At 70.6% G+C, this 20817-nt stretch carries 21 protein-coding genes; 16 read left to right on the forward strand and 5 right to left on the reverse strand.

The features are described 5' to 3' along the window. Window positions 1-578 (forward strand): helix-turn-helix transcriptional regulator (locus tag RBH18_RS08185; RefSeq protein ID WP_306205354.1); only part of this gene is annotated, 578 nt, incomplete at its 5' end. Between the two features lie 54 nt (window positions 579-632). After that, the gene (locus tag RBH18_RS08190; protein WP_306205355.1) at window positions 633-1598 is read left to right on the forward strand and encodes a helix-turn-helix domain-containing protein; all 966 of its coding nucleotides are present in this window, start codon (window positions 633-635) and stop codon (window positions 1596-1598) included. Between the two features lie 231 nt (window positions 1599-1829). Here RBH18_RS08190 and RBH18_RS08195 read toward each other — a convergent pair whose 3' ends face one another. Together RBH18_RS08195 and RBH18_RS08200 are read right to left on the reverse strand one after the other, a co-directional pair. Next, complete coding sequence (locus RBH18_RS08195; RefSeq protein WP_306205356.1) at window positions 1830-2525, reverse strand: PP2C family protein-serine/threonine phosphatase; 696 nt, start codon at window positions 2523-2525, stop codon at window positions 1830-1832. A gap of 69 nt (window positions 2526-2594) precedes the next feature. Then, window positions 2595-3131: an HdeD family acid-resistance protein gene (locus RBH18_RS08200; protein ID WP_306205357.1), complete on the reverse strand. Its 537-nt coding sequence runs from the start codon at window positions 3129-3131 to the stop codon at window positions 2595-2597. A 192-nt stretch (window positions 3132-3323) separates the two neighbouring features. Here RBH18_RS08200 and RBH18_RS08205 point away from each other — a divergent pair, with 192 nt between their 5' ends. From RBH18_RS08205 to RBH18_RS08255, 11 genes are all read left to right on the forward strand, one after another. Next, a complete protein-coding gene (locus tag RBH18_RS08205; RefSeq protein WP_306205358.1) occupies window positions 3324-4001 on the forward strand; it encodes an alpha/beta hydrolase in 678 nt (225 codons plus the stop codon). A 53-nt stretch (window positions 4002-4054) separates the two neighbouring features. Continuing rightward, a complete protein-coding gene (locus RBH18_RS08210; protein WP_306205359.1) occupies window positions 4055-5041 on the forward strand; it encodes an AraC-like ligand-binding domain-containing protein in 987 nt (328 codons plus the stop codon). A 142-nt stretch (window positions 5042-5183) separates the two neighbouring features. Continuing rightward, on the forward strand, window positions 5184-8003 hold the full coding sequence (locus RBH18_RS08215) for a LuxR family transcriptional regulator (protein ID WP_306205513.1): 2820 nt from the start codon (window positions 5184-5186) through the stop codon (window positions 8001-8003). Between the two features lie 362 nt (window positions 8004-8365). Next, window positions 8366-9133: a GntR family transcriptional regulator gene (locus RBH18_RS08220; RefSeq protein WP_306205360.1), complete on the forward strand. Its 768-nt coding sequence runs from the start codon at window positions 8366-8368 to the stop codon at window positions 9131-9133. A gap of 156 nt (window positions 9134-9289) precedes the next feature. Then, a complete protein-coding gene (locus RBH18_RS08225) occupies window positions 9290-10402 on the forward strand; it encodes an ABC transporter substrate-binding protein (protein ID WP_306205361.1) in 1113 nt (370 codons plus the stop codon). Beyond that, window positions 10399-11178 (forward strand): ABC transporter ATP-binding protein, encoded by a 780-nt coding sequence (locus RBH18_RS08230; protein WP_306205363.1) that lies wholly within the window; start codon window positions 10399-10401, stop codon window positions 11176-11178. Before RBH18_RS08225 ends, RBH18_RS08230 begins: the two co-directional genes overlap by 4 nt. A 22-nt stretch (window positions 11179-11200) precedes the next feature. Further along, on the forward strand, window positions 11201-12034 hold the full coding sequence (locus RBH18_RS08235) for an ABC transporter permease (protein ID WP_306205365.1): 834 nt from the start codon (window positions 11201-11203) through the stop codon (window positions 12032-12034). 23 nt (window positions 12035-12057) lie between these two features. Then, window positions 12058-13392, forward strand: a complete 1335-nt coding sequence (locus RBH18_RS08240; protein ID WP_306205367.1) for an NtaA/DmoA family FMN-dependent monooxygenase — start codon at window positions 12058-12060, stop codon at window positions 13390-13392. A gap of 14 nt (window positions 13393-13406) precedes the next feature. Further along, entirely contained in the window at window positions 13407-14798 is a 1392-nt protein-coding gene (locus RBH18_RS08245) for an MFS transporter (protein WP_306205369.1), read from the forward strand. Next, window positions 14780-15529, forward strand: a complete 750-nt coding sequence (locus RBH18_RS08250; RefSeq protein ID WP_306205371.1) for an SDR family NAD(P)-dependent oxidoreductase — start codon at window positions 14780-14782, stop codon at window positions 15527-15529. The genes RBH18_RS08245 and RBH18_RS08250 overlap by 19 nt, the downstream gene beginning before the upstream one ends. Next, complete coding sequence (locus RBH18_RS08255) at window positions 15526-16032, forward strand: flavin reductase family protein (protein WP_306205373.1); 507 nt, start codon at window positions 15526-15528, stop codon at window positions 16030-16032. The genes RBH18_RS08250 and RBH18_RS08255 overlap by 4 nt, the downstream gene beginning before the upstream one ends. A 102-nt stretch (window positions 16033-16134) precedes the next feature. On the opposite strand, the gene RBH18_RS08260 is transcribed toward RBH18_RS08255, so the two are convergent. The 3 genes from RBH18_RS08260 to RBH18_RS08270 form a co-directional block, all read right to left on the reverse strand. After that, window positions 16135-16950, reverse strand: coding sequence for an alpha/beta fold hydrolase (locus RBH18_RS08260; RefSeq protein ID WP_306205375.1), 816 nt, complete (start codon window positions 16948-16950; stop codon window positions 16135-16137). Window positions 16951-17043: 93 nt separating this feature from the next. Further along, window positions 17044-17544, reverse strand: a complete 501-nt coding sequence (locus tag RBH18_RS08265; RefSeq protein ID WP_306205377.1) for an FMN-binding protein — start codon at window positions 17542-17544, stop codon at window positions 17044-17046. 18 nt (window positions 17545-17562) lie between these two features. After that, the gene (locus RBH18_RS08270) at window positions 17563-18981 is read right to left on the reverse strand and encodes a ferredoxin reductase family protein (protein WP_306205380.1); all 1419 of its coding nucleotides are present in this window, start codon (window positions 18979-18981) and stop codon (window positions 17563-17565) included. A gap of 271 nt (window positions 18982-19252) precedes the next feature. Between RBH18_RS08270 and RBH18_RS08275 the strand changes: the two genes are divergently transcribed. The 3 genes from RBH18_RS08275 to RBH18_RS08285 all read left to right on the forward strand — a co-directional run bounded on the left by RBH18_RS08275 (window position 19253) and on the right by RBH18_RS08285 (window position 20815). Next, window positions 19253-19552, forward strand: coding sequence for a hypothetical protein (locus RBH18_RS08275; protein WP_306205382.1), 300 nt, complete (start codon window positions 19253-19255; stop codon window positions 19550-19552). 160 nt (window positions 19553-19712) lie between these two features. Beyond that, entirely contained in the window at window positions 19713-20210 is a 498-nt protein-coding gene (locus RBH18_RS08280; protein WP_306205514.1) for an RNA polymerase sigma factor, read from the forward strand. Next, window positions 20207-20815: a methylated-DNA--[protein]-cysteine S-methyltransferase gene (locus tag RBH18_RS08285; protein ID WP_306205383.1), complete on the forward strand. Its 609-nt coding sequence runs from the start codon at window positions 20207-20209 to the stop codon at window positions 20813-20815. The genes RBH18_RS08280 and RBH18_RS08285 overlap by 4 nt, the downstream gene beginning before the upstream one ends. Window positions 20816-20817 lie beyond the last annotated feature (2 nt).

Below are 20817 nucleotides of genomic sequence, written 5' to 3' on the forward strand. Positions count from 1 at the left end.
CCGTGGCCATGCGCGGCGACGACCCCACCCTCGCGGCCGAGCTGGCCTCGATGGCCGCCGAATACGCCCGCCTCAATCCGGGAACAGCGAGCGCTGAAGGCATGGCGGCGCACGCTGCGGCCATCGTCAGTGGCGACGAGACTGAACTGGACCGTGCGGTTTCCGTTCTGGCCAACGGCCCACGCCAGCTGCTCTACGCGCGCGCCCTGGTGGATCAAGCCCAGGCCCGGGTCCGGCGGAGCGATCACCGCGGCGCGGTGCCGGCCCTGACTCGTGCCCTGGACATCTTCCGCTCACACGGCTCGACCCGCGAGGCCGGGCGGACCCAGGACCGGCTACGTGAGCTCGGGGCCGCAGGGCGGCGCCGCCCGACGCGCACCGCACGCCCGGAATCGGGCTGGAAGGCGCTGACCGCCACCGAGCAGCGAGTCGCCCGGCTCATCGCCGACGGGCACACGAACCGATCGGCGGCGGCCGAGCTGTCGATCTCGCCGCACACGGTCAACACTCACCTTGGCGCCGTCTACCGCAAGCTCGGGGTCACGTCGCGGGTCCAGCTCACCCACGCAGTACCTTGACATCTGGTATGTCCGCGCGATCCGGTCAGGCCGGCGCAGGGGTTGGATCGGTTCATGCACACCGTTCTCGACACCGCCGGCCTGCGACCCGGCGACCGGGCGGACGCCGTCCGCCAGTTCTACCGGGACACCAGTATCGGCACCGCCGATATCAAGATCCCGGTCGGCATGCGCAACACCATGCGGATGGGCCGGGCGGGCCGGCTCAACCTGGGAACTTTCGACGGCACCGGCACCGGCACCGCATTGTGCCTGCAGAAAGATCCTGTACGCGACGGGGAGCGCACGCTTCTCCTGGCGAGCCAGGCCTCGGGTGCCGTGCTGGTTCGGCAGGACGGCCGGCAGACGAGGGTCGGCCCGGGCCAGCTGACGGTCCTGGACCCGACGGCGCCATTCGCCGTGCGCTACCACGGCGCCTTCGCCCAGGCCACGGCCCGCATCCCGCGCGTGGCCCTGCGGCTCCCGGAAGCCGACGTCCGACGGGTGACCGCACGGGTTTTCTCCCCCGTATCGGATCCGCTTGCAGCCCTCGTCGCCGCCAATCTCGGCAAACTGGTCGGTGACCCGGTGCTCCGCCGCGGCAAGAGCGCGGACCTGGTGGTGGAAACGACTCTGCGGCTGCTGCGGGGGTTGCTGGCCCGCCAGGCCGGTGACCCGCAAAGAGCCCGGGAGCCCCGGCACGAGACACTGCCGGACCGGATCTTGCACTATGCCCGGACCCACCTCGCCGACAACGACCTCGACGCCGCCCGGATCGCCGCCGCCCACCATATCTCCGTGCGCTATCTCTACCTGGTGCTGTCCCGCGAGGGCATCGCGCTCAGCGAGTGGATCCGCGCCGAGCGACTCGCCGCGGCGCGGGCCGACCTGGTGTCACCGTGGCTCCGTCGCAGCACTGTCGCCGCCGTCGCGGGTCGATGGGGCTTTGCCGACGCCACCCACTTCAGTAAGGTCTTCCGCCGGGCGTACGGGATGAGCCCCGCCGCCTGGCGCGACGAGAGCAGCGGCCGGCGCTCGTAGCGCGGTGTACACGGCCTTGGCCGCCGCCACGGAGATAGCCATGACGACACCGGCCGGGCCGAGCAGCGCTCCGCCCACGAGCGCCGCGACCAGTACCGACACCGCCGGCATGGCTACCGCATCGCGCAGCAGGCGGCCGTAGTGCCATCCCGCCTGGCCGGCCCAGCCGGACCCCAGCCCCGATGCCTCCCGGGCCGACGGCGGTGCGACCGCCCAGGCCAACGGCACGAGTCATTCGGTGCGTTCGGCTACGAGAACGCAGATGTCGTCGTGGTCGCTGCGGACAGCCAGTTGGTCGAGCAGCGGCCGGGTGCGGTCGGTACGTGCGATCCGGGCGGCCAGCGCCTGGATTTCATCGTCGATGTGCCGGCCACGTCGGATGATGCCGTCGGTGTACATGACGACCCGGTCGCCGACGGGGAAGGAGCGGGTGTACTCGGTGTACCGGGCACGCGGGAAGACGCCGAGCAGCGGGCCTGGCGGGTTCGGCAGTGGCCCGACCGTGCCGTCGGCCGCGGCCAGCAGCATGGGCGGATGTCCGGCCCTGGCCCACGTGATTTCGCCGGTCGCCGGTCGGTACCGGGCCATCACAGCTGTCGCCGCTGGTCGACCGCCGGCGCAGAGCATGGTGTTGAGGCTCGCGAGCAGGGCGGCGGGCGACGCTTGAGCCGCCTGTTCCGCGTAGGCGGCCGCCGCGAAGCGCAGGGGGATCATCATGATGGCCGCGTTGCGCCCATGTCCGGCCACGTCGCCGACGGCAATGATCACGTCGCCGTCGGGCCGGCGCAGCGACAGGTACCAGTCGCCGCCGATCCGCAGCCTGGTGTCTGTGCTGAGGCACCGGGCGCCGAATCGGATGCCGCCGAGGTCGGCGGCGGCGTCGCTGGGCTGAATCAGCTGTCGCAGCACGCGGTTGGTTTCGAGCACGGCCTGCCCCCTCTCGCCCATGCCCGTGCGGCGCCGGGACGCCGGCGCCGCACGGGTCGTACCGCCCGGTCAAGCAGTGATCAACTTGCCGGCCTTGCGAGCCCGGGCCGACTGGCTGAACAGGGCGATCCCGTACGCGACGCTGAAGATGCCGAACACGGTGGCGAGGCTGACCGCCCCGATGTCCGGGCGCACCGCCAGCGACACACCGAGCGCCAGCGAGATCAGGCCGCTGACCGCCCACATGGCCCGCTCGCCGGCAGTCGCCCCGCGACGGAAGGCGAACACGACCTCGACCACACCGCTGGCGAACGCCCAGACCGCGACCGTCAGCGTGAGTACCAGCGCGGTGATGCCGGGCCAGGCAATCGCCACCACCGCGGTGGCGACGGCCAGCAGGGCCAGAATCAGATTGCCTACCACCGGACCGGCCTTGTCGCTGCTGAAGGCTCGTCCGGCGTCGATGCCGGCGATGAGCAGCGCATACACCGCGAACATGAACACGAAGGCACCGACGGTGATGCCGGGCCACGCCAGCGACACGACGCCGACCACGAGCGCGAGAATTCCCCGCCACAACAGCGAGGCTGACAAGGACTTGAACACGGGAACCTCCGACAGGCGGCTTTCGACTGCGATCTGGAGGCGACGCTAGGGAGGGTTGCCCGGCGTGACCGTGCCCGCCGCGCACACCCTTGTGCCGTCTGTGCACCCTCATCCGACGGCTGTCGCCGCCGTCACATCATCTGGTACATCCACGCGATGCGTCCGGTGCCGCCATGGCGTTACCTGAGGCCCATGACCCAGCCCACGATCGTCCTTGTCCACGATGCCTTCACCGACGCCTCGAGCTGGGGCACGGTCATCCGGGAGCTGCGCGGCTGGGGCAGCGCGGTCGTGGCGCCGGCCAACCCGCTCGCCGGCCTCGCCACCGACGCTCGCTACCTGTGCGGCGTCCTGCGGAGCATCGACGGGCCGGTGCTCCTGGTCGGCCACGGCTACGGCGGCGCCGTGATCACGAACGTTCCGGCCGGCCTGGATCACGTGATCGGCCTTGTCTACGTGGCCGGGTTCGGGCTCGACCTCGGAGAAAGCTGCAACGACGTCATGGTGCGGTTCCGGACCACGGCGCTGACGGCGAGCCTGCGATGCGGCGCAGCGGAGGTGCGGGTCGAGGAACCGTACTTTCATCGTACGCTTGCCGCCGACCTGGCCGCCGACGCCGCCCTCGTCATGGCCTTGACCCAGCGGCCCATCGCAACCGCGGCGGCCAAGGAGGGCTCCGCGTACCCGGCCTGGACCCGCCTGCCCTCCTGGTACGGCGTCGCCACCCGCGACGAGGCCGTGCAACCCGCGGCGCAGCGATTCATGGCGCATCGGATGGCTGCGAACCAGATCGAGATCGACTCCTCGCATGCGGTGCCGATGGCGCGGCCGGCGGATGTCGCCGAGCTGATCCAAGCGGCGAGTCGCTGAATCTGGTACATCTTCGCGATCCGCCGTCTCGGCGTCCGCGGTGTAGTCGACACATGAGAACCGTGATGGACACCGCGACGATCGCGGTCGGCGACAGGGAAGAAGCGGTACGGCAGTTCTACCGGCATTCCACCATCCGAGCCGCCCGCATCACTGTCCCGCCCCGGATGACCAACAGGCTCGCCATGGGCGTGGCGGGACGTCTCACGGTCGGCACTCACTCCGGCGCCGTTCACCGGGTGGACGGGCCACCGACGGCTTGCGTGCAGCGCGTCCGGCCGTCGGTGGCCGAGGACACCCTCGTGATGGCCGTACAGACCGCCGGCCGCTTTCAGCTGGCCCAGCACGGGCGCACTGCCTCACTTACCCCGGGCGACCTGACGGTGATAGACCCGGCGGCGCCGTTCACGATGACCTACCCCGGGGACTTCGCCCAGACGACCGTGCGCATCCCGAGAGAACAATTGGGGCTGCCCCGGCGGATCGTCGACCTGGCCGCCGCCCGCCCGTTCTCGTCGGCCACCGACCCCCTGGCCGACCTGGTCCGGCAGTACTTCACGCTGCTGGCCGACAATGCTGAGCTGCGTCACGGTCCGCACGCCGACGAGGTGATCGAGGCCGGTATGCAGTTGCTGCGGGGTCTGCTCGCCGGCCGCGCCGGCGACGAGGAACGGGCCCGGGAGCCGCTGCAGGAGACGCTGGTCCAGCGCGTCCTCGCGTACACGCAGTCGCATCTTGCCGAGCGTGATCTCAACGCGACCCGGATCGCCGCCGCCCACAATGTTTCCGTGCGCTATCTCTATGTGCTCCTGGCTCGTGAGGACATCGTGCTCGGCGAGCGCATCAGAACCGAGCGGTTGGCCGCAGCCCGCCGGGAACTCGCCTCGCCGGCGGGTCGGCGACGCACGATCGCGGCCGTCGCGGCGCGATGGGGTTTCGCCGACGCCACCCACTTCGCCAAGGTCTTCCGACGGCAGTACGGGCAGACGCCCAGGGCGTGGCGTGCCGCTCAGGCTGTGGCCCGGACGGCCTCGGGATGAGCCCGGCCGGCGCCGGGACCGGACAGCCGAGCCGTCGCAAGCTTGCGATGGCGGCAGGCGGGGTTGCCATCACGCTGTTGGAACGAGCGAATTGACTGTTGCTGTGCGTGCCGGGATACGCGGTAGCATCGCCGATGTGCACATGCGCGGCCGCATTACGGAGCGTGCCGAGATCACCCGACTGCTAGCGTCGGTCAGACAAGGCCGGAGCCGAAGTCTCGTCCTGCGGGGGCCCGCCGGTATAGGAAAGTCCGCGCTCATCGATCACGCCGTTGCCGCAGGCGACGAACTCCACTTGATCCGGGTTGACGGCGTCGAGGTCGAACAGCAACTGGGCTTCGCGGCACTGCACCGGCTCCTCCGCCCCCTGCTCGGCGGATGGGACCGGTTGCCGGAGCCGCAGCGCGAGGCCCTCGCGCTGGCCTTCGGCCTCGTGATCGGCTCGCCACCGGATCGGTTCCTCGTCGGGCTGTCGGTTCTGACTCTGCTCGCCGACGCGGCCGCGGATCGACCGCTGCTCGTTGTCTGCGATGACGCGCAATGGCTCGACGATGAGTCCCTGGACGTACTTGCGTTCGTGGCCCGCCGGCTCGACTTCGACGCGATCGCGATGATCTTCGGCGTCCGGCACCCGATCGACCGGGCGTTGCCGCTGGACGGACTACCCGAGCTCGTCATCGAAAGACTGCCCGAGGACGACGCGAAGGCGCTGCTCGAGGAGGACCTCGCAGCCGCCCCGCTGGACAGCCGGCACCGTGTGGTCGTCGACCGCGTCCTCGCCGCGGCCGGCGGTAACCCGCTCGCGCTTCGCGAATTCGCGTACATCCTCACGCCGAGCGCCACGCAGGCCGGGCTGGTCGAGGACTTCCTTCTGGGCGGTCCGCTGCCACTGAGCCGCAGGCTGGAGGCCCGGTTTCTCGACCAGGTTCACAGCCACTCCGCCCTGGCCCAGACGGCGCTGCTGGTCGCCGCGGCGGACGCCACCGGCACCGTCGAGGTAGTGCGTGGTGCCGTCCATCAGCTGGTGACCGCGCCCGCCGAGTCTGTCACGGCGGCCTTCGAGGAAGCCGAATGTGCCGGTCTGCTCGTCTCGGACCCCGCATTCCAGCAGGTGCGTTTCCGGCATCCGCTCATTCGCTCCGCGGTCTACGGCGGGGCGACGGCGTCGCGTCGCCGCGATGTGCACCGAGCGTTGGCTGCTGTCATCGACCCGGTCCACGACGCAGATCGTCGAGCATGGCACTTGGCCGCGGCCGCCGACGGACCCGACGAAGCGGTCGCAGCCGAGCTCGAACAACGCGCCGACCGTGCCCAGGACCGTGGCGGCTATCTGGCGCAGACCGCATTCCTTTGCCGGGCAGCTGATCTGACCGTGGAGGGGCGGCAACGCAACGCACGATTGCTCGCCGCCGCGGGCGCCGCCATCACCGGCGGCGCGCTCCAACGCGCCGAGGACTTGCTCGATCGCCGCAACCCACGGCTCGACACACCGGCCGAGGCGGCGTCCGTCCTGCGGCTACGGGGCAACCTACTACTCGCGACAGGTCGTGAAGGCGCTACATCGTTGCTGCTCGACGCGGTGGAACTCCTCGGACCGATCGAGCCGGCCGCGGCACGCGACACCCTGCTGGAAGCGTTCAAAGCCGCAATTGTCCTGCCACGGCTCGGGCCAGGTGTGACCGCGATGCATATCGCGCAGGACGCATTGAAGCTGCGGCTTCCGGACTCCGAGGGCGAGCGGCTGCTGAGCGGGCACGCCAAACTCATCGCGGAAAGCTTCGGCGCCGCCGTGCCCATCCTGCGCGGTGCGTTCTCGGATCTACGATGCGATGGCACCGACGGTGACAGTGCCACCTCCCGCTGCCTGCTCGGCATCGTCGCCGCGATCGACTTGTGGGACATCGACGCGCTGGGAGCCGTCACCCAGCGATACGCCGCTGCCGCCCGATCGCAGGGGGCTTTGCGCGTTCTGGAGGTCGCCGCGTACGGGCAGGCGATGTGGGAGCTGCTGTGCGGCCGTTTCGCCGCTGCGGAGCTGCTGTTCGCCGAATTCGCCGAGATCGGGTCGGCCATGTGGGCCAACGCGGTGTACTACCGCGAAAGCGACGTGATGCTGCACGCCTGGCGGGGGGACGCCGCGGCGACACGCTCGGCGGCGGCCGTGCAGGCCGGGCCGTCCATCGACGTGCCGGGACCGGCCATCGTGCAGATGGCCCGGCGCGGCCTCATGGTGCTGGCCCTCGGGACCGGCCGATACCCGGAGGCACAGGCGGTCGGGGAGTTGATCCTCGCCGAGAATCCGCCCCATTACCTCGGCACGGCCTTGCCCGACCTGATCGAGGCGGCGGTTCGCAACGGCAAGCCGGCCGTGGCCGAGCGCGCGCTGGCCGAGCTGCGCCTCCGGGCCGGAGCCAGCTCAACGCCATGGGCGCTCGGTCTACTGGCCCGCAGCGAAGCGATCGCAGCCGCTGACCAGGAGGCGGAAGCGCTGTTCCGCGAGGCCATCGAGCAGTTGGAAAAGACCCCGGTTGCGACTGATCGTGGCCGTACGCATCTGCTCTACGGAGAATGGTTACGCCGGCAACGACGCCGCGGCGAGGCTCGGGCCCACCTCAATACGGCCCATGAGATGTTCTGCCGGATGGGCGCAGTCGCATTTGCCGAGCGAACGCAGTTGGAGCTCCTCGCCGCTGGGGAGCGGGCACGTAAGCCCAAGGAATCGACAGCCTGGGTCCTTACTCCGCAGGAGGCGAGAATTGCTCGCCTGGCCGCCGAGGGGGCTACGAACCAAGAGATCGCGAGCGAATTGTTCATCAGTGCCAGCACGGTCGAGTATCATCTGCGCAAGGTTTTCCGCAAACTTGATGTCAACTCTCGCCACAAACTGAGCCGCTCATTGCGCGGCGACGGTGGCGTAGATCGGCATCGCCCGGCGTCGGTGGGTGAGGATCATCGCCGATGAGTGACACTGATGTCGCACATCGAGCCCGGCGACAGGGACTCCGCGAAGGCTGACGGCGCCCCGGACTGTTTCCAGCATCATGGCGGTGCTCGCGGTTTCCGCGCTGTCCATGCCGTTGCGCGGCACGGCGACGGTCGGCGGGGCATACGGCGCGCATGGCGGACCGGTCGGCGCCCGGGCTGCCGGCGGCGAAGGATGCCCTGTCGTCAGCGGCTTTGCCGGACGTTGCTGCCGGGGGCGCCTCAAGATCAGTAACTTGTCGGACACCCGCTGGTCACGGCTTCGGAAACTTGGCCGGGTGAGGCTGCGGGACGGGACCGACGTCGCGCCCGCTAGCAGCACCGACAGTGAGGTGGTGGGGCATGGACACGACCCCGGACAGGCAGATTGCGGACCCGGCCGGCGCGCTCGGCGTACGACTGCGGGCCGGGCACGCCCTGCAGCAGTCCCCGCGGCGCGCCTATGCCCTGCTGCGCTCGGCGATCCGCGACGGCGGGGTGCCGGTGCTCGGGCGGCTGGCCGAGGATGCCCTGGTCAGGGACCTGGCGACCAGCCGTAACGCGGTGCGGCTGGCGCTGCACAAGCTGGGCCTGGACGGTCTGGTGGAGCGGCGGCCGAAGACCGGGACGGTGGTGGTGTCGAAGATCGGCCGGTATCCGATCTTCGAGTGTGCCGACCCGACCACCGGGGTCACGGTCAACCTGTCGCTGATCGAGACCCGGGACGTGCCGGCCACCGCCTACCTGGCGCAGCGGTTCGAGGACGAGGGGCTGGAGTCGCTGCGGATGTCGGAGTTCGTGCTGACCTCCGGCGACCGGACCGTCGGGATCTTCTCCCGGTACGGGCTGGTCGCCGCGCCCGCGCTGGAACAGGCCGCCCCCACGCTGCTGCCGGACGAGATCAGCTGGTACAGGCGCATCCACCGGGAGCCGCCCGGACCGATCGAGGTGACGATCGAGGCGGTCGGGGCGGACGAGCGCACCGCCCGGCTGCTCGGTGTCGAGGAAGGGCACCCGCTGCTCGTACGGGAAACGCTGTATCGCGATCGTCTCGAGCGCCCGGCCGAGCTGCACTACACGTTTCTCGACAGCCGGATGACCTCGTTGCACGCCCGCAGCTCGGCAGGTTGACCTTCAAAGCGTCTTTGACCTGGGGAAACTTCCGTCGGGAGACGGCGCAATGGCCGGGAAACCGCGGAGCAACGCCGGGGTTCACGGGGCGCTCCTAGCGTGCACGGCAGGCGGGCGGTCGTACTCACCGCCACCCGTGTCACGTGGAGGTCAGCAATGTCCCGACGCCATAGATTGTTCACCCTCGTCGCGGGTCTCACCGCGCTCACGCTCGCCCTGAGCGCCTGCGGCGACGACCAGGAAAGTGCCGCGGCGCAGGCCGGGGCCGGCTGCGCGAGCATGACGCCCGCACATCTGCTCCTGCAGACGGCCGATCTCGACGTCTCGTACATCCCCTACGGCATTCTCGCCAAGGAGCTCGGCTACTTCGCCGAGGAGTGCGTCGACATGACGATCGACGTCACCGCCGACGCCACGGTGCAGTCGCTGCTCAACAAGAAGACCGACTTCGGGATGTCGGCGCCCGACGTGGCGCTGACCGCGGGCGGCGACAAGCCGCTGGCCGCGCGCATGGTCTACAACATCATCCCGGAGCTCAACATCTATCTGGCGGTGCTGCCGGACTCGCCGATCCAGTCGGTCGGCGACCTCAAGGGCGCGAAGATCGGCCTGTCCAACAGCAGCCCGTTCTACGACGCGTTCCTCCGCGAATCGCTGCAGCCCGCCGGGCTCACGCTCGACGACGTCCAGCTGGTGACGACCGGGTACGGCTCGACGCCCGTGAACGCGCTGAAGTCCGGCGAGGTCGACGCGGTCCTCTACTGGCCGGGCATGTACACCGCCTGGCAGAACACGGGGCTGCAGACCCGGCTGCTGGCGGGGCAGGACTGGAGTCACAGCTACGACGGTCTCGGCCTGATGGCGCGCAACGACACCATCGAGCAGCAGCCGGAGCTCGTCGAGTCGGTGTCCCGCGCGATCTCCCGCTCGACGGTGTACCTCAAGAAGTACCCCGAGAGCGCGGTGAAGATCTTCTGGGCGGCCTATCCCGAGCGGGCCCCGCTGCCGGGCACCGACGAGGACGACGCGCTGAAGAAGGACCTCGCCGTCCTGCAGTCCACGCTCGGCTCGATGCACGTGGCCGAGCACCCCGACGACTACACCTGGGGCATCCAGACCACCGAGCGCTGGGCGGGTCAGATCGCGTACGACCAGCGCAACGGCATCGTCGACAAGGCGTTGAAGCTCGATCCGGCCGACTACTTCACCGCCCAGTTCATCGAGGCCGCCAACGACTTCGACCCGGCCGCGATCAAGGAGCAGTCGTGAGTGCCCCGGCGATGACGCACACGGCCGACATCCGCATCGACGACGTCGCCATGCGCTTCACCACGCGCGACGGCGAGGGCATCCAGGCCCTGGACCGGACGTCCCTGACCATTCCGGCCGGCCAGTTCGTCTCCGTGCTCGGCCCCAGCGGCTGCGGGAAGTCCACGCTGCTGCGGATCGTCGCCGGGCTGGCCGCACCGAGCGGCGGGAGCGTGTTGATCGGCGACGAGCAGGTCCGCGGCCCGAGCCGCCAGGTCGGGATGGCCTTCCAGGCCCCGGTCCTGCTGCCCTGGTACACCGTCGCGCAGAACATCGCCCTGCCGGGCAAGCTCGGCAAGGACAGGCGCGGGGACGCCGCCGGCCGGGTCGGCGAGCTGCTCGACATGGTCAAGCTCACCGGCCTGGGCGACAAATATCCGCGGGAGCTGTCCGGCGGCATGCGCCAGCGGGTGGCGATCGCCCGCGCGCTGATCACCGGCCCGTCGGTGATCCTCATGGACGAGCCGTTCGGGGCGCTCGACGCGCTCACCCGCGAGCACCTGCACGACGAGCTGCTGGCGATCTGGCAGCAGTCCGGCGCCACCGTCCTGTTCGTCACCCACGACATCACCGAGGCGGTCTACCTGTCCGACCGGGTGCTGGTGATGTCGCCGCGGCCCGGGCGCGTCGTGGCGGACATCGGCATCGACCTGCCCCGGCCCCGCGGCGAGCACACCCGCAAGGCCGCCGCGTACGCCGACCTGGCCGCCGAATTGCGCCGGCACATCGCTCACTGAGCCCCGACCGCGAGGAGTTCCCATGAACGAGCAGGTGCTGGACCGGCCGGTCCTGCAACCGGTCACCGTGGCGCCCCGGCCCCGGAGCAGCGTGCTGCGCCTGGCGCGGCGCACCGCGGTCCTGGCCGGTCACATCGTCTTCACCCTGGCCCTCTGGCAGGCCGTGGTCTGGGTGTTCCGGATCGATCCGCTGGTCGTGCCGGGCCCGTTCGCCGTGCTCGAGGCGCTCGCGGACCTGCTGCGGTCGTCCGTGGTCTACGAGGCGACCTGGGTGACGTTCCAGGAGGCCATGTTCGGCTTCGCGATCGGCGCCGCGGTCGGGATCGTGCTGGCCGTGGTGCTGGCCGAGTCGGACGTGCTGTACCGCCTCGTCAACCCGTACATCGTGGCCTTTCAAGCCCTGCCCAAGGTGGCCCTCACGCCGCTGTTCATCGTGTGGTTCGGCTTCGGCATCTGGTCGAAGGTGGTGCTGATCACGACGTTCGTCTTCTTCCCGGTGATGGTGAACATGTACACGGGCCTGCGCTCGTGCACCCCCGAGGAGGAGGAGCTGATGCGGGTCAGCCACGCCACCCGCTGGCAGCGGCTGCGGCACCTGCGCCTCTACAAGTCGCTGCCCTACCTGTTCGCCGCCTTCGAGGCCAGCTTCGTGCTCTGCCTGACCGGCGCCGTCTTCGCCGAGCTGCTCGGCTCCGGCACCAGCGTCGGCCTGGGCACCCTGGTCCAGCTGTTCACCGCCCGCCTGGCGATGCCCGGGCTGTTCGCGGTCATCGCCCTGCTCGGCCTCTTCGGGGTCCTGCTCGACATCGCCGTGAAGGCCGCCGCCCGGGTGTTCCTCGCCTGGAACCGGCCCTGAGTTCCACCGCACAAGGAGAAGCCATGTCGAAAATGCACCTGATCTGCGATCTCTCGCTCATCCACACCAACGCCAAGTGGCGCTACCCCGGATCGTGGACCAACTACGCGATGTACGGCGACCCCGCCCTCTACCTGGACATCGCCCGCATCCTGGAGCGCGGCAAGTTCGACGGCGCCTTCTTCGCCGACGTGGCCGGCACCCCGATGGTCAACGGCAGCATGACCGACACCGTCGAGCTCGGCGTCGCCTGGCCCCGGCACGACCCGATCCCCATGGTCGCCGCCATGTCCACAGTCACCGAGCGGCTGGGCTTCGTCACCACCGCCTCGATGACCTACAACCACCCCTTCCACATGGCCCGGATGATGGCCAGCCTCGACCACGTCACCCGCGGCCGGGTCGCGTTCAACGCCGTGGTCAGCGGGTTCCCGCAGGAGGCCCAGAACTACGGCTACGACACGACGCCGGACCATGAGTGGCGCTACAACCGGGCCGAGGAGTTCCAGCTGGTCCTGCGCAAGCTGTTCGACTCGGTGGAGCCGGACGCGATGATCTGGGACCGGGCGACCGGCCGGGTGGCGGACGCCGCCAAGGTGCACCGGATCGACCACGTCGGCGAGCACTTCAAGGTGATGGGCCCGCTGCCCACGGCTCCCTGCCCGCAGGGCCGGCCGATGCAGGTGATGGCCGGGCAGTCCGGGGCGGGCATGCGCCTCGCCGCCCGCTACGCCGATCTGCAGTTCGCCCAGGGCCCGACGCTGGAGCTGAAGGCCAAGCACCGCAAGCGCCTCGACGAGGCGTGCGCGGCCGAGGGCCGGGACCCGCGGGAGGTCGGCATCCTCTGGGCCGGACAGTTCGACGTGGTCTCCGGCCCCGCCGAGGCGGACGAGAACCGCCGCAAGTACCTGGAGCAGCACACGCCGCGGCTGCTGCACGTCTTCCTGAGCCAGTGGTGGGGCCTGGACGGCTATCCGCTCGACCCGGACGCCTACGTGCACCAGACCATCGAGGAGATCCGCGCCGCGGGTGTCGCGCCGAACTGGGGTTACCTGGACATCGCCATGTCCATCACGACGGCGACGACCACCATCCAGGAGTACGCCCAGCAGTGGCTGGAGAGCCTCGCCGAGCTGGTGGGCACCCCCGAGCAGCTGGCCGACGACATGGAGGAGTCGTTCCACGCCGGCGGCGGGATCGGCGGCTTCATGATCGCCCCGCGGTCCGGCGTCCCGGCCGGCATCGCCCGGTTCGTCGACGAGGTCGTCCCGGTCCTGCAGCACCGCGGCCTCTTCCGCACCGAGTACGAGGGCCGCACCATGCGCGAGAACCTGCTCAGCGATCGACCCGGAGCTTGAGGTCGCGCACCGCCATGGCGGCGCTCCTGCTGCCGATGTTCTTCGCCATGGCCTCCAACACAATGGTGCTGACCGGCCTCCCGCAGATCATGGCCGACCTGCACGGCACCCAGACCCAGTACTCCTGGATCGTCACCACCTCCCTGCTCGTCCTCACCGTCGCCACCCCGGTCTGGGGCCGGCTGGCCGACCGCGCCGACCGCCGGGCTCTGCTGCGCAACGCCTGCCTGATCTACGCCGCCGGCTCGACCGCCGCCGGCCTGGCCCCGGACCCGTGGGTCATCGTCGCCTGCCGGGTGCTCATCGGGATCGGCGCCGGTGGCATCGTCACCCTCACCCAGCTGGTCGGCACCAGCCTCACCGACGAGGTCGAACGGCCCCGCTTCTTCGGCTCGCTCGGCGCCGTCATGGCCGTGGCCACGGTGGTGGCCCCGGCCCTGGGCGGCCTGGTCGTCAACCTCGGCGGCTGGCGCTGGACCTTCTGGGCCACCGTCCCGCTGGCGGTCCTCGCCGTCGCCCTGATCCAGGCCGGCATCCCGCCGGCACCGGCCGCGGCCGGCACTGGAGCACCGTTCGACCTGGCCGGTACCGTGCTGGTCGTCGTCACCGCGCTGCTGGCGATGGTCTGGATCACGGTGATCGGCCCGCAGCCGGGCTGGGCCTCGGCGCCGTCGCTGACCGTCCTGGTCGTGCTGGCCGCCCTGACCGCCCTGGCGGTGATCCTGGCGCGGCGGGCGCCGGCTCCGCTCGTACCCCCGCATCTGCTGGCGAACGCCCAGCTGGTGAAGGTGCTCGTCGCCTCGGCGGCCGTCGGGGTGGTGACCTTCGCGACCTCGGTCTACCTGTCGTTGTACCTGCAGAGCGCCCGGGACTACAGCGCGGGCACGTCGGGGCTGCTGCTCGTACCGATGGCCGTCACCACCCTGGCCGGGTCTCTCGCGGCGGGGCGCGTCATCTCGGCGACCCGCCGCGACAAGCAGGTCCTGCTGGCCGGCTCGGCCGCGACCCTCCTGGGGCTGATCCCGCTCTGCCTGCTCGGGACCGCCACCAGCGCCGCCGTTGTCGCGGCGGCGGGAGCCCTCATCGGGCTGGGCCTGGGCTGCACGAGCCAGCAGCTCGTGGTCACCGCGCAACGGCACCTCGCCGCGGCGGACATCGGCGTCGGCTCGTCCCTGGTCCTGTTCGTCCGCAGCCTCGCCACGGTCCTGTGCCTGTCGGCGTTCGGTGTCGTGGTCGCCGCGGCCCTGCCCGGGCACGACGCCCTGACCGGCTACACCACGGGCATCCGGTACGTCTTCCAGGTGACCGGGGTCATCGCGGTGGCCGGGACGATCGCCCTGCTCTCCCTGCGCGCACCGGTGCGCCCCACGACCCCGGAGGAGATCGCATGTCCGACACCCCGCTGACCGGCGTCCGCGCCGTCGTCACCGGTGCCGCCCGCGGCCTGGGCCGGGCGATGAGCCTCGCCCTGGCCGGTGCCGGCGCCGAGGTCGTCGCCACCGATGTGGACGGCGACGCCCTGACCGAGACCGTCGAGCTGGGCCGGGCCGCCCCCGGCACCGTACGCGGCATGGTCCTCGACATCACCGCCGAGGCCGCCGTGGAGTCCCTCGCCACCCGCCTGTGGCGCGAGCACGGCGGCGTCGACGTGCTCTTCGCCAACGCCGGCATCGTCCTGGTGCGGCCGTCCCTGGAGACGACGCCGGCGGACCTGCGGCGGGTGCTGGACGTCAACGTCGTCGGCACCTTCGTCACCGCCCGCAGCTTCGGGGCCCGGATGCTGCGGCAGGGTCACGGCCGGATCGTGCTCACCGCCTCCCAGGCGGGCCAGCGCGGCACCCCGGAGTGGCTGGCCTACTGCGCCAGCAAGGCCGCCCTCATCAGCATGACCCAGACGCTGTCCTCGGAATGGGGTCCGGCGGTCACCGTCAACGCCATCGCGCCCGGGGCCTTCGTCACCGACCTCAACCGGCACCTGATGGCCGAACCGGGCTACCTGGAACGCCTGCGGGCCGGCACCGCCCTCGGCCGGGTGGGCCACCCCGACGACATCGGGCCCCTCGCCGTCTTCCTGGCCGGCCCCGGCGCCGCGCTGATGACCGGCGGCGTCGTCAACATCGACGGAGGAGTGAGATGACCACGGTGCACGACGGCCGCATGGACCCGGCGGCCGTACGGGAGGCCTTCGCCTGCTTCCCCTCGGGCGTCGTCGCCCTCGCCGCGGAGGTCGACGGCGTCCCCGAGGTGATGGTCGCCTCCTCGTTCGCCACCGGCATCTCCCTCGAGCCGCCGCTGGTCGCCTTCGCCGCGCAACGCACCTCGGCCACCTGGCCGCGGCTGGCCCGGGCGACCCGGATCGGCATCTCGGTGCTGGGCGACGCCCACAGCACCACCTGCCGGCAACTGGCCGCCCGGGACCGGGCCCGGCGCTTCGACGGCGTGGCCCACACCCGCCTGGCTAGCGGCGCCGTCGTCCTGCACGACGCCGCCGCGACCCTGGAATGCACCGTCCACCGCATCGTGCCGGCGGGCGACCACGACCTCGTCCTGCTGGAGCCGATCGCGCTCGGCACCGACCGGTCCGTGCTGCCGCTGATCTTCCATCACTCGGCCCTGCGATCCCTCCCCCCGAAGGAATAGCCGAGCCGGCCGCGGCAGCGCTTCAACTCACCCGGCCCTTCTTCCGCTGTCAGCAGCACGCCTCGAGGACAAGACGCAGGTCCGGAAGCAGGATCGGCCGGCTCATCCATCGCCGTCCAGAAAGAAATTCTCGAGCAGAGTGGTGAACTCGGCAGGCTTGTCCAGGTGGACGACATGGGTGGCGTCGATCTTTCGGTACGTGCCGTTGCGCAGCAGAGACATCGCGCGGTCGGCCTCCTGCTGGCTCATCGCGCCGTCGAGTGTGCCGTCGGCCAGGGTCGTGACGTGGGCGTGCAGGAGCAGGGCGGGGCAGGCGATTCTTTCCAGCGTCTCGGCGTGGTCGAAGCCCTCGTTCCAGGAACCGTCGTAGAAGGCGGCACCGAAGCGGGGGTCGTAGGAGTCCATGCCCCGGATGAATTGGCGGACAGTGTCGTTGCGCAGCAGGCCGATCTCGACCGGGGCGCCCGGGTGAGCCCGGCGGTAGGACTTGATCGCCTGGGTGAGGGCGAAGGCGGAGCCCCTGCCGACATTCCTGTCGAAGAACGGCTTGCTGCTCTCGATCCAGTAGAGCAGGAAGTCGTCCACGCCTTCCCGCGCGCCCGCGTCACTGGTCCGGAACGAGCGGTAGGCGATGGTCTGCTGGATGCGGGGCTGTTCGGCGGAGAACAGCGGCGGATCCTCGAGCAGGACGGCCCGGACCGATGCGGGGCGATTCGCGGCCAGCCAGGCGGTGAGCAGGCCGCCCGAGGAGTTGCCGGTGACGTACGCCGGCGCTCTGATCACCTGCTGGATGAAGTCGCCCAGGTCCGCGCCGATCCGGTTCGCGGTCATCGGATATCCCGCGGGAACGGTGGTGGCGCCGTGGCCGGGATAGTCGACGTCGAAGACGTGGAACCGCCCGGCCAGTCCGGCAAGCACATCATGCTCCGCGGCATCCTCGACCGGGCCGTCGCCGCCGCCTCGCTGCCGGCCCAGGCTTCCCTCGGCCTCAGACGCGCGGCGCCGGTACGGTCATGACAGGTGGGCGGCGTCGAGGGCGGATTGCAGCGATTGCAGGTAGCCGTCGCTGGTGACGGTGGCGCCGGAGACGGTGTCGATGGTCGCGTTCTGGGCGGTCAGGGTCTCCTGGGTGAGGATGGGCAGGGCGTAGGCGTTGATCTGCTGGTCGCGGCCGTTGTTGTTCGGGTAGACGGGCACCTGCACGGCGGTGATCTTGCCGTTGGCGACGGTGATGCTGACCTGCACGTCGCCCCAGCGGGTGGAGGCGGCCGACCCGGTGTAGGTCTTGCTGCCCGAGCCGGAAGGGGCGCTCGACGTGCTGGAGCTCGAGGCGCTCGGGGTGGGCGAGGTGCCGCTGGTGGGTGACGTGGCCGGGGTGCTGGGGCTGGGCTCGGGTGCGGGCGCGGTCGCGGCGGCCACGGTGTCGATGGCGCTGCTGGTGCTGGTGCGGTAGGAGAACAGCAGGACGAGGGCGGCGACCGTGGAGAACAGCCACAGGGTGATCTTGCGCATCGGCGGGGTCCTTCGCGGTTACCAGGCGAACAGTTCGGTGTGCAGGTTCTCGGGTGCGACTCCGGCGTCGCGGGCGGCGGTGCGGGCGGCGTCGGTCCAGCCTTCCGGGCCACAGACGAAGACCTGGGAGTACGCGATCCACGGTGCGATCGTGCTCAGCGCCTCGGCGTCGGCGTGGTCCGCGTGCTGGGCGGGCAGCCAGGACGGCCGGTCCGCGCGGGGACCGAGCAGGTAGATCACGCGTACGCCGCGGTGGGTGGCGAACCACTCCAGCTCGGCGCGGAACGCGATCTCCGCCTGGGTGCGGGCGCGATAGATCAGCGTCGCTTCGCCGGGGGCGTACGGCAGCTCGCCGAGCAGTGACAGCAGCGGCGTGACGCCGATGCCGCAGGCCAGCATCACCACCGGCCCGCCGCGGTAGGACTCACCGGTCAGCTTGCCGTAGGGGCCCTCGATCAGCGCCCTGGTGCCCGGCCTGAGCGAGGCGACGCGGGCACTGCCGTCGCCAAGAGTCTTCACGGTGATTCGCAGACCATGGCCGTGCGGCGTCGCAGACAGCGAGTAGGGGTGTGCGCGACTCCAGCCGGGCCCGTCGAGAAAGCGCCATTGGAAGAACTGCCCGGCGCGTACGGGAAGGGCGGCGAGGTTGCGCCCGCGAAGATGGACCGAGGTCAGACCCGGGCCTTCCGCGACCACCCGGTCGACCACCAGACGGTGGCGCAGATTACGCCAGACCGGCACACCGATCCGGTACGCGACCACGGCGCCGGCCGAGACCGCGTAGAGCGTCCACCAGTACGCCGTGGCGACCTTGTTGCCGATGAAGTCGGTGCCGGTCCACAGCTGGTGCGGCAGCGCCAAACCGACCCCGGCGTACGCGTAGAGGTGCAGCAGATGCCAGGACTCGTAGCGCAGTTTCCGCCGGGCGAGCCGGATCGAGGTGACCACCACCATGACCAGCGCCAGGGTGCCGGCGGTGGCCAGGAGCATGCCGGGATAGGTCCAGATCAGGTCCCACAGCTCACCGAGGAAGTGCGGGGAGTCGGCGCCCCGGTAGCCGATGATGATCAGCAGGATGTGGGCGACCATCAACCAGAACGAGGTGAATCCGGTCCAGCGGTGCCATCGGGCCAGCCGGTCCTGACCGAACGCGCGCTCGACCATGGGAACCCGGGCCATCAGCAGTACCTGCAGCAACAGCAGGTCCGACGCCCACAGCCCGGTCAGCCGCCCGGCCGCCGCGAAAGCGTCCGCCCCGCCCCCGCCGACCTGCTGCAAGCCGCCGTTGCCCACCCACAGGGCGGTGACGATCAACAGCGTGAGACCGGCCGCCACGCCACCCGCATCGGCGTACCACCGCGGGGTGGCCGGAAGCCGATCGGCGCCGCCGGAGTACGGCGCCGGAGCCCGGTGGACGGGCGGGGCTGTCGCTGTCATGTCCGCAACGATCGGACCTCGGGCTGAGAAATCGAGGCCTGCGCCCTGTGCGGAACCTATGCGCTTGCTATGAACCCTTCCCGTCCTGTCCTCTCCTGTCCGCGGATGCGGGCGTGCGTCACCGGGCAGCCGCACGCGGAGCCCGACTCGTGACTTCGGCTGTCGCCGAAATCCCGCCACGGACCTCACGAAATCCGCCGGGCGAGCGTCTTCCTGCCGAGTGCCCCAAGCGGAGTTTCCTTTGCGTACGCCCGCGGGCGAAAGGAGTGCGATGACGATCGACTGGCCGGTGGTGGCCGGCGTGCTTTCGACGGCTGTGTTCGTATTGGCGACGCTGCCGATGCTCGTCAAGGCGGCCAGGACGAAGGATCTGGCCTCGTACAGCGTCGGGAATCTCCTGCTGAGCAACGCGGGAAACGTTGTCTACTCCTTCTATGTGTTCAGTCTGCCGTTCGGGCCGGCGTGGGGTCTGCACGCCTTCAACATGCTCGTGAGCCTGCTGATGCTGGGCTGGTGGGTGCGATACCGGCACCGTAGCCAACCGGCCTCGCCCGCCCGCGCCGCGAGATGAGCGGCTGCGCGGTCGCGGCCGTGAAAGGCCGCCCTGACGTCTCCAGGCTACGGTGAGCTTCGCGCCCCACGCGGCCATGCCGTCGGGTGGGCCGGCGCGCACTGGCGAAGAAGGGCTGGTCTCGACCTCACGAACTCCGCGTGAGGAGCGTTTACCCAGCATGAGAGGCAAACCACCGTTCGAGTCCGTCGTCGCCCGGCACGGTGCGACCGTGCTCCGGGTCTGCCGGGCGGTACTGGGGCCGGTCGAGGCGGACGACGCGTGGTCGGAGACCTTTCTGTCGGCCATGCGGGCGTATCCGGATCTGCCCGGCGACGCGAACGTCGAGGCATGGCTGGTGACGATCGCCCATCGCAAGGCGATCGACAACGTGCGTGCGACGTCCCGGCGCGCCGTCCCGGTCGGCGAGACACCCGATGCGGCCGTGGCGGCCGCCGATGTCGATGTCGCCGGCGAGCTGGTCAGTGCCGTGGCGGCGCTGCCGCCGAAGCAGAGACAGGCTGTCGCCTATCACTACCTGGCTGACCTGCCCTACGCGCAGGTGGCGGCGATCCTCGGCGGTAGCCCGGCCTCCGCGCGTCGCGCGGCAGCCGACGGCATTGCCGCTCTGCGCCGCATCTATCCGGGCAAGACCCAAGGGGAAGGAGTACCCCGATGACCACTGACGACCGCGGTGACCTGGTAGAGGCGTTCCCCGTCGACGCCGGCCACCTCGCCCGCCTGCACCGGACGTTGACGGCGGCAGCCGAGGCGGAGGGCATCCTGGACGTGTCGTACGACGTCGTCGACACGCCGGTCGGCCCGCTGCTGCTGGCCGCCACCGACCTCGGCCTGGTTCGCGTCGCCTACGAGGGCGAGGACCACGACTCCGTCTTGCGGGCGCTGGCGGAGAAGATCAGTCCGCGGGTGCTGCGGGCTCCCGGACGCCTGGCCGAGGTCCGGGGCCAGCTCGACGAGTACTTCGCGGGCCGGCGTCGCACGTTCGACGTGCCGCTCGACTGGCGTCTGTCGCGCGGCTTCCGCCAGCTGGTGCTGCGGGCACTTCCCTCGGTGGAGTACGGCCACACCGCCCCGTACTCCACCATCGCGCGGCTGGTCGGGAACCCCGGTGCGGTGCGCGCCGTCGGAACCGCCTGCGCGACGAATCCGATTCCGGTCGTGGTGCCGTGTCACCGGGTCATCCGTGCCGACGGCAGTGCAGGGCGCTACCTCGGTGGGCCCGAGGCGAAGAAGGTCCTGCTCGCGCTGGAGGCCGCCGCGTGATG

Origin of the sequence: Actinoplanes oryzae (assembly GCF_030757795.1) — a bacterium.
Taxonomy (GTDB): Bacteria; Actinomycetota; Actinomycetes; order Mycobacteriales; family Micromonosporaceae; genus Actinoplanes.

Bases quoted from the DNA above. Each gene is read 5' to 3' on its own strand.
- RBH18_RS08190 (WP_306205355.1), top strand. From the start codon at position 633: ATGCACACCGTTCTCGACACCGCCGGCCTGCGACCCGGCGACCGGGCG.
- RBH18_RS08205 (WP_306205358.1), top strand. From the start codon at position 3,324: ATGACCCAGCCCACGATCGTCCTTGTCCACGATGCCTTCACCGACGCC.
- RBH18_RS08210 (WP_306205359.1), top strand. From the start codon at position 4,055: ATGAGAACCGTGATGGACACCGCGACGATCGCGGTCGGCGACAGGGAA.
- RBH18_RS08215 (WP_306205513.1), top strand. From the start codon at position 5,184: ATGCGCGGCCGCATTACGGAGCGTGCCGAGATCACCCGACTGCTAGCG.
- RBH18_RS08220 (WP_306205360.1), top strand. From the start codon at position 8,366: ATGGACACGACCCCGGACAGGCAGATTGCGGACCCGGCCGGCGCGCTC.
- RBH18_RS08225 (WP_306205361.1), top strand. From the start codon at position 9,290: ATGTCCCGACGCCATAGATTGTTCACCCTCGTCGCGGGTCTCACCGCG.
- RBH18_RS08235 (WP_306205365.1), top strand. From the start codon at position 11,201: ATGAACGAGCAGGTGCTGGACCGGCCGGTCCTGCAACCGGTCACCGTG.
- RBH18_RS08240 (WP_306205367.1), top strand. From the start codon at position 12,058: ATGTCGAAAATGCACCTGATCTGCGATCTCTCGCTCATCCACACCAAC.
- RBH18_RS08245 (WP_306205369.1), top strand. From the start codon at position 13,407: ATGGCGGCGCTCCTGCTGCCGATGTTCTTCGCCATGGCCTCCAACACA.
- RBH18_RS08250 (WP_306205371.1), top strand. From the start codon at position 14,780: ATGTCCGACACCCCGCTGACCGGCGTCCGCGCCGTCGTCACCGGTGCC.
- RBH18_RS08255 (WP_306205373.1), top strand. From the start codon at position 15,526: ATGACCACGGTGCACGACGGCCGCATGGACCCGGCGGCCGTACGGGAG.
- RBH18_RS08265 (WP_306205377.1), bottom strand. From the start codon at position 17,544: ATGCGCAAGATCACCCTGTGGCTGTTCTCCACGGTCGCCGCCCTCGTC.
- RBH18_RS08270 (WP_306205380.1), bottom strand. From the start codon at position 18,981: ATGACAGCGACAGCCCCGCCCGTCCACCGGGCTCCGGCGCCGTACTCC.
- RBH18_RS08275 (WP_306205382.1), top strand. From the start codon at position 19,253: ATGACGATCGACTGGCCGGTGGTGGCCGGCGTGCTTTCGACGGCTGTG.
- RBH18_RS08280 (WP_306205514.1), top strand. From the start codon at position 19,713: ATGAGAGGCAAACCACCGTTCGAGTCCGTCGTCGCCCGGCACGGTGCG.
- RBH18_RS08285 (WP_306205383.1), top strand. From the start codon at position 20,207: ATGACCACTGACGACCGCGGTGACCTGGTAGAGGCGTTCCCCGTCGAC.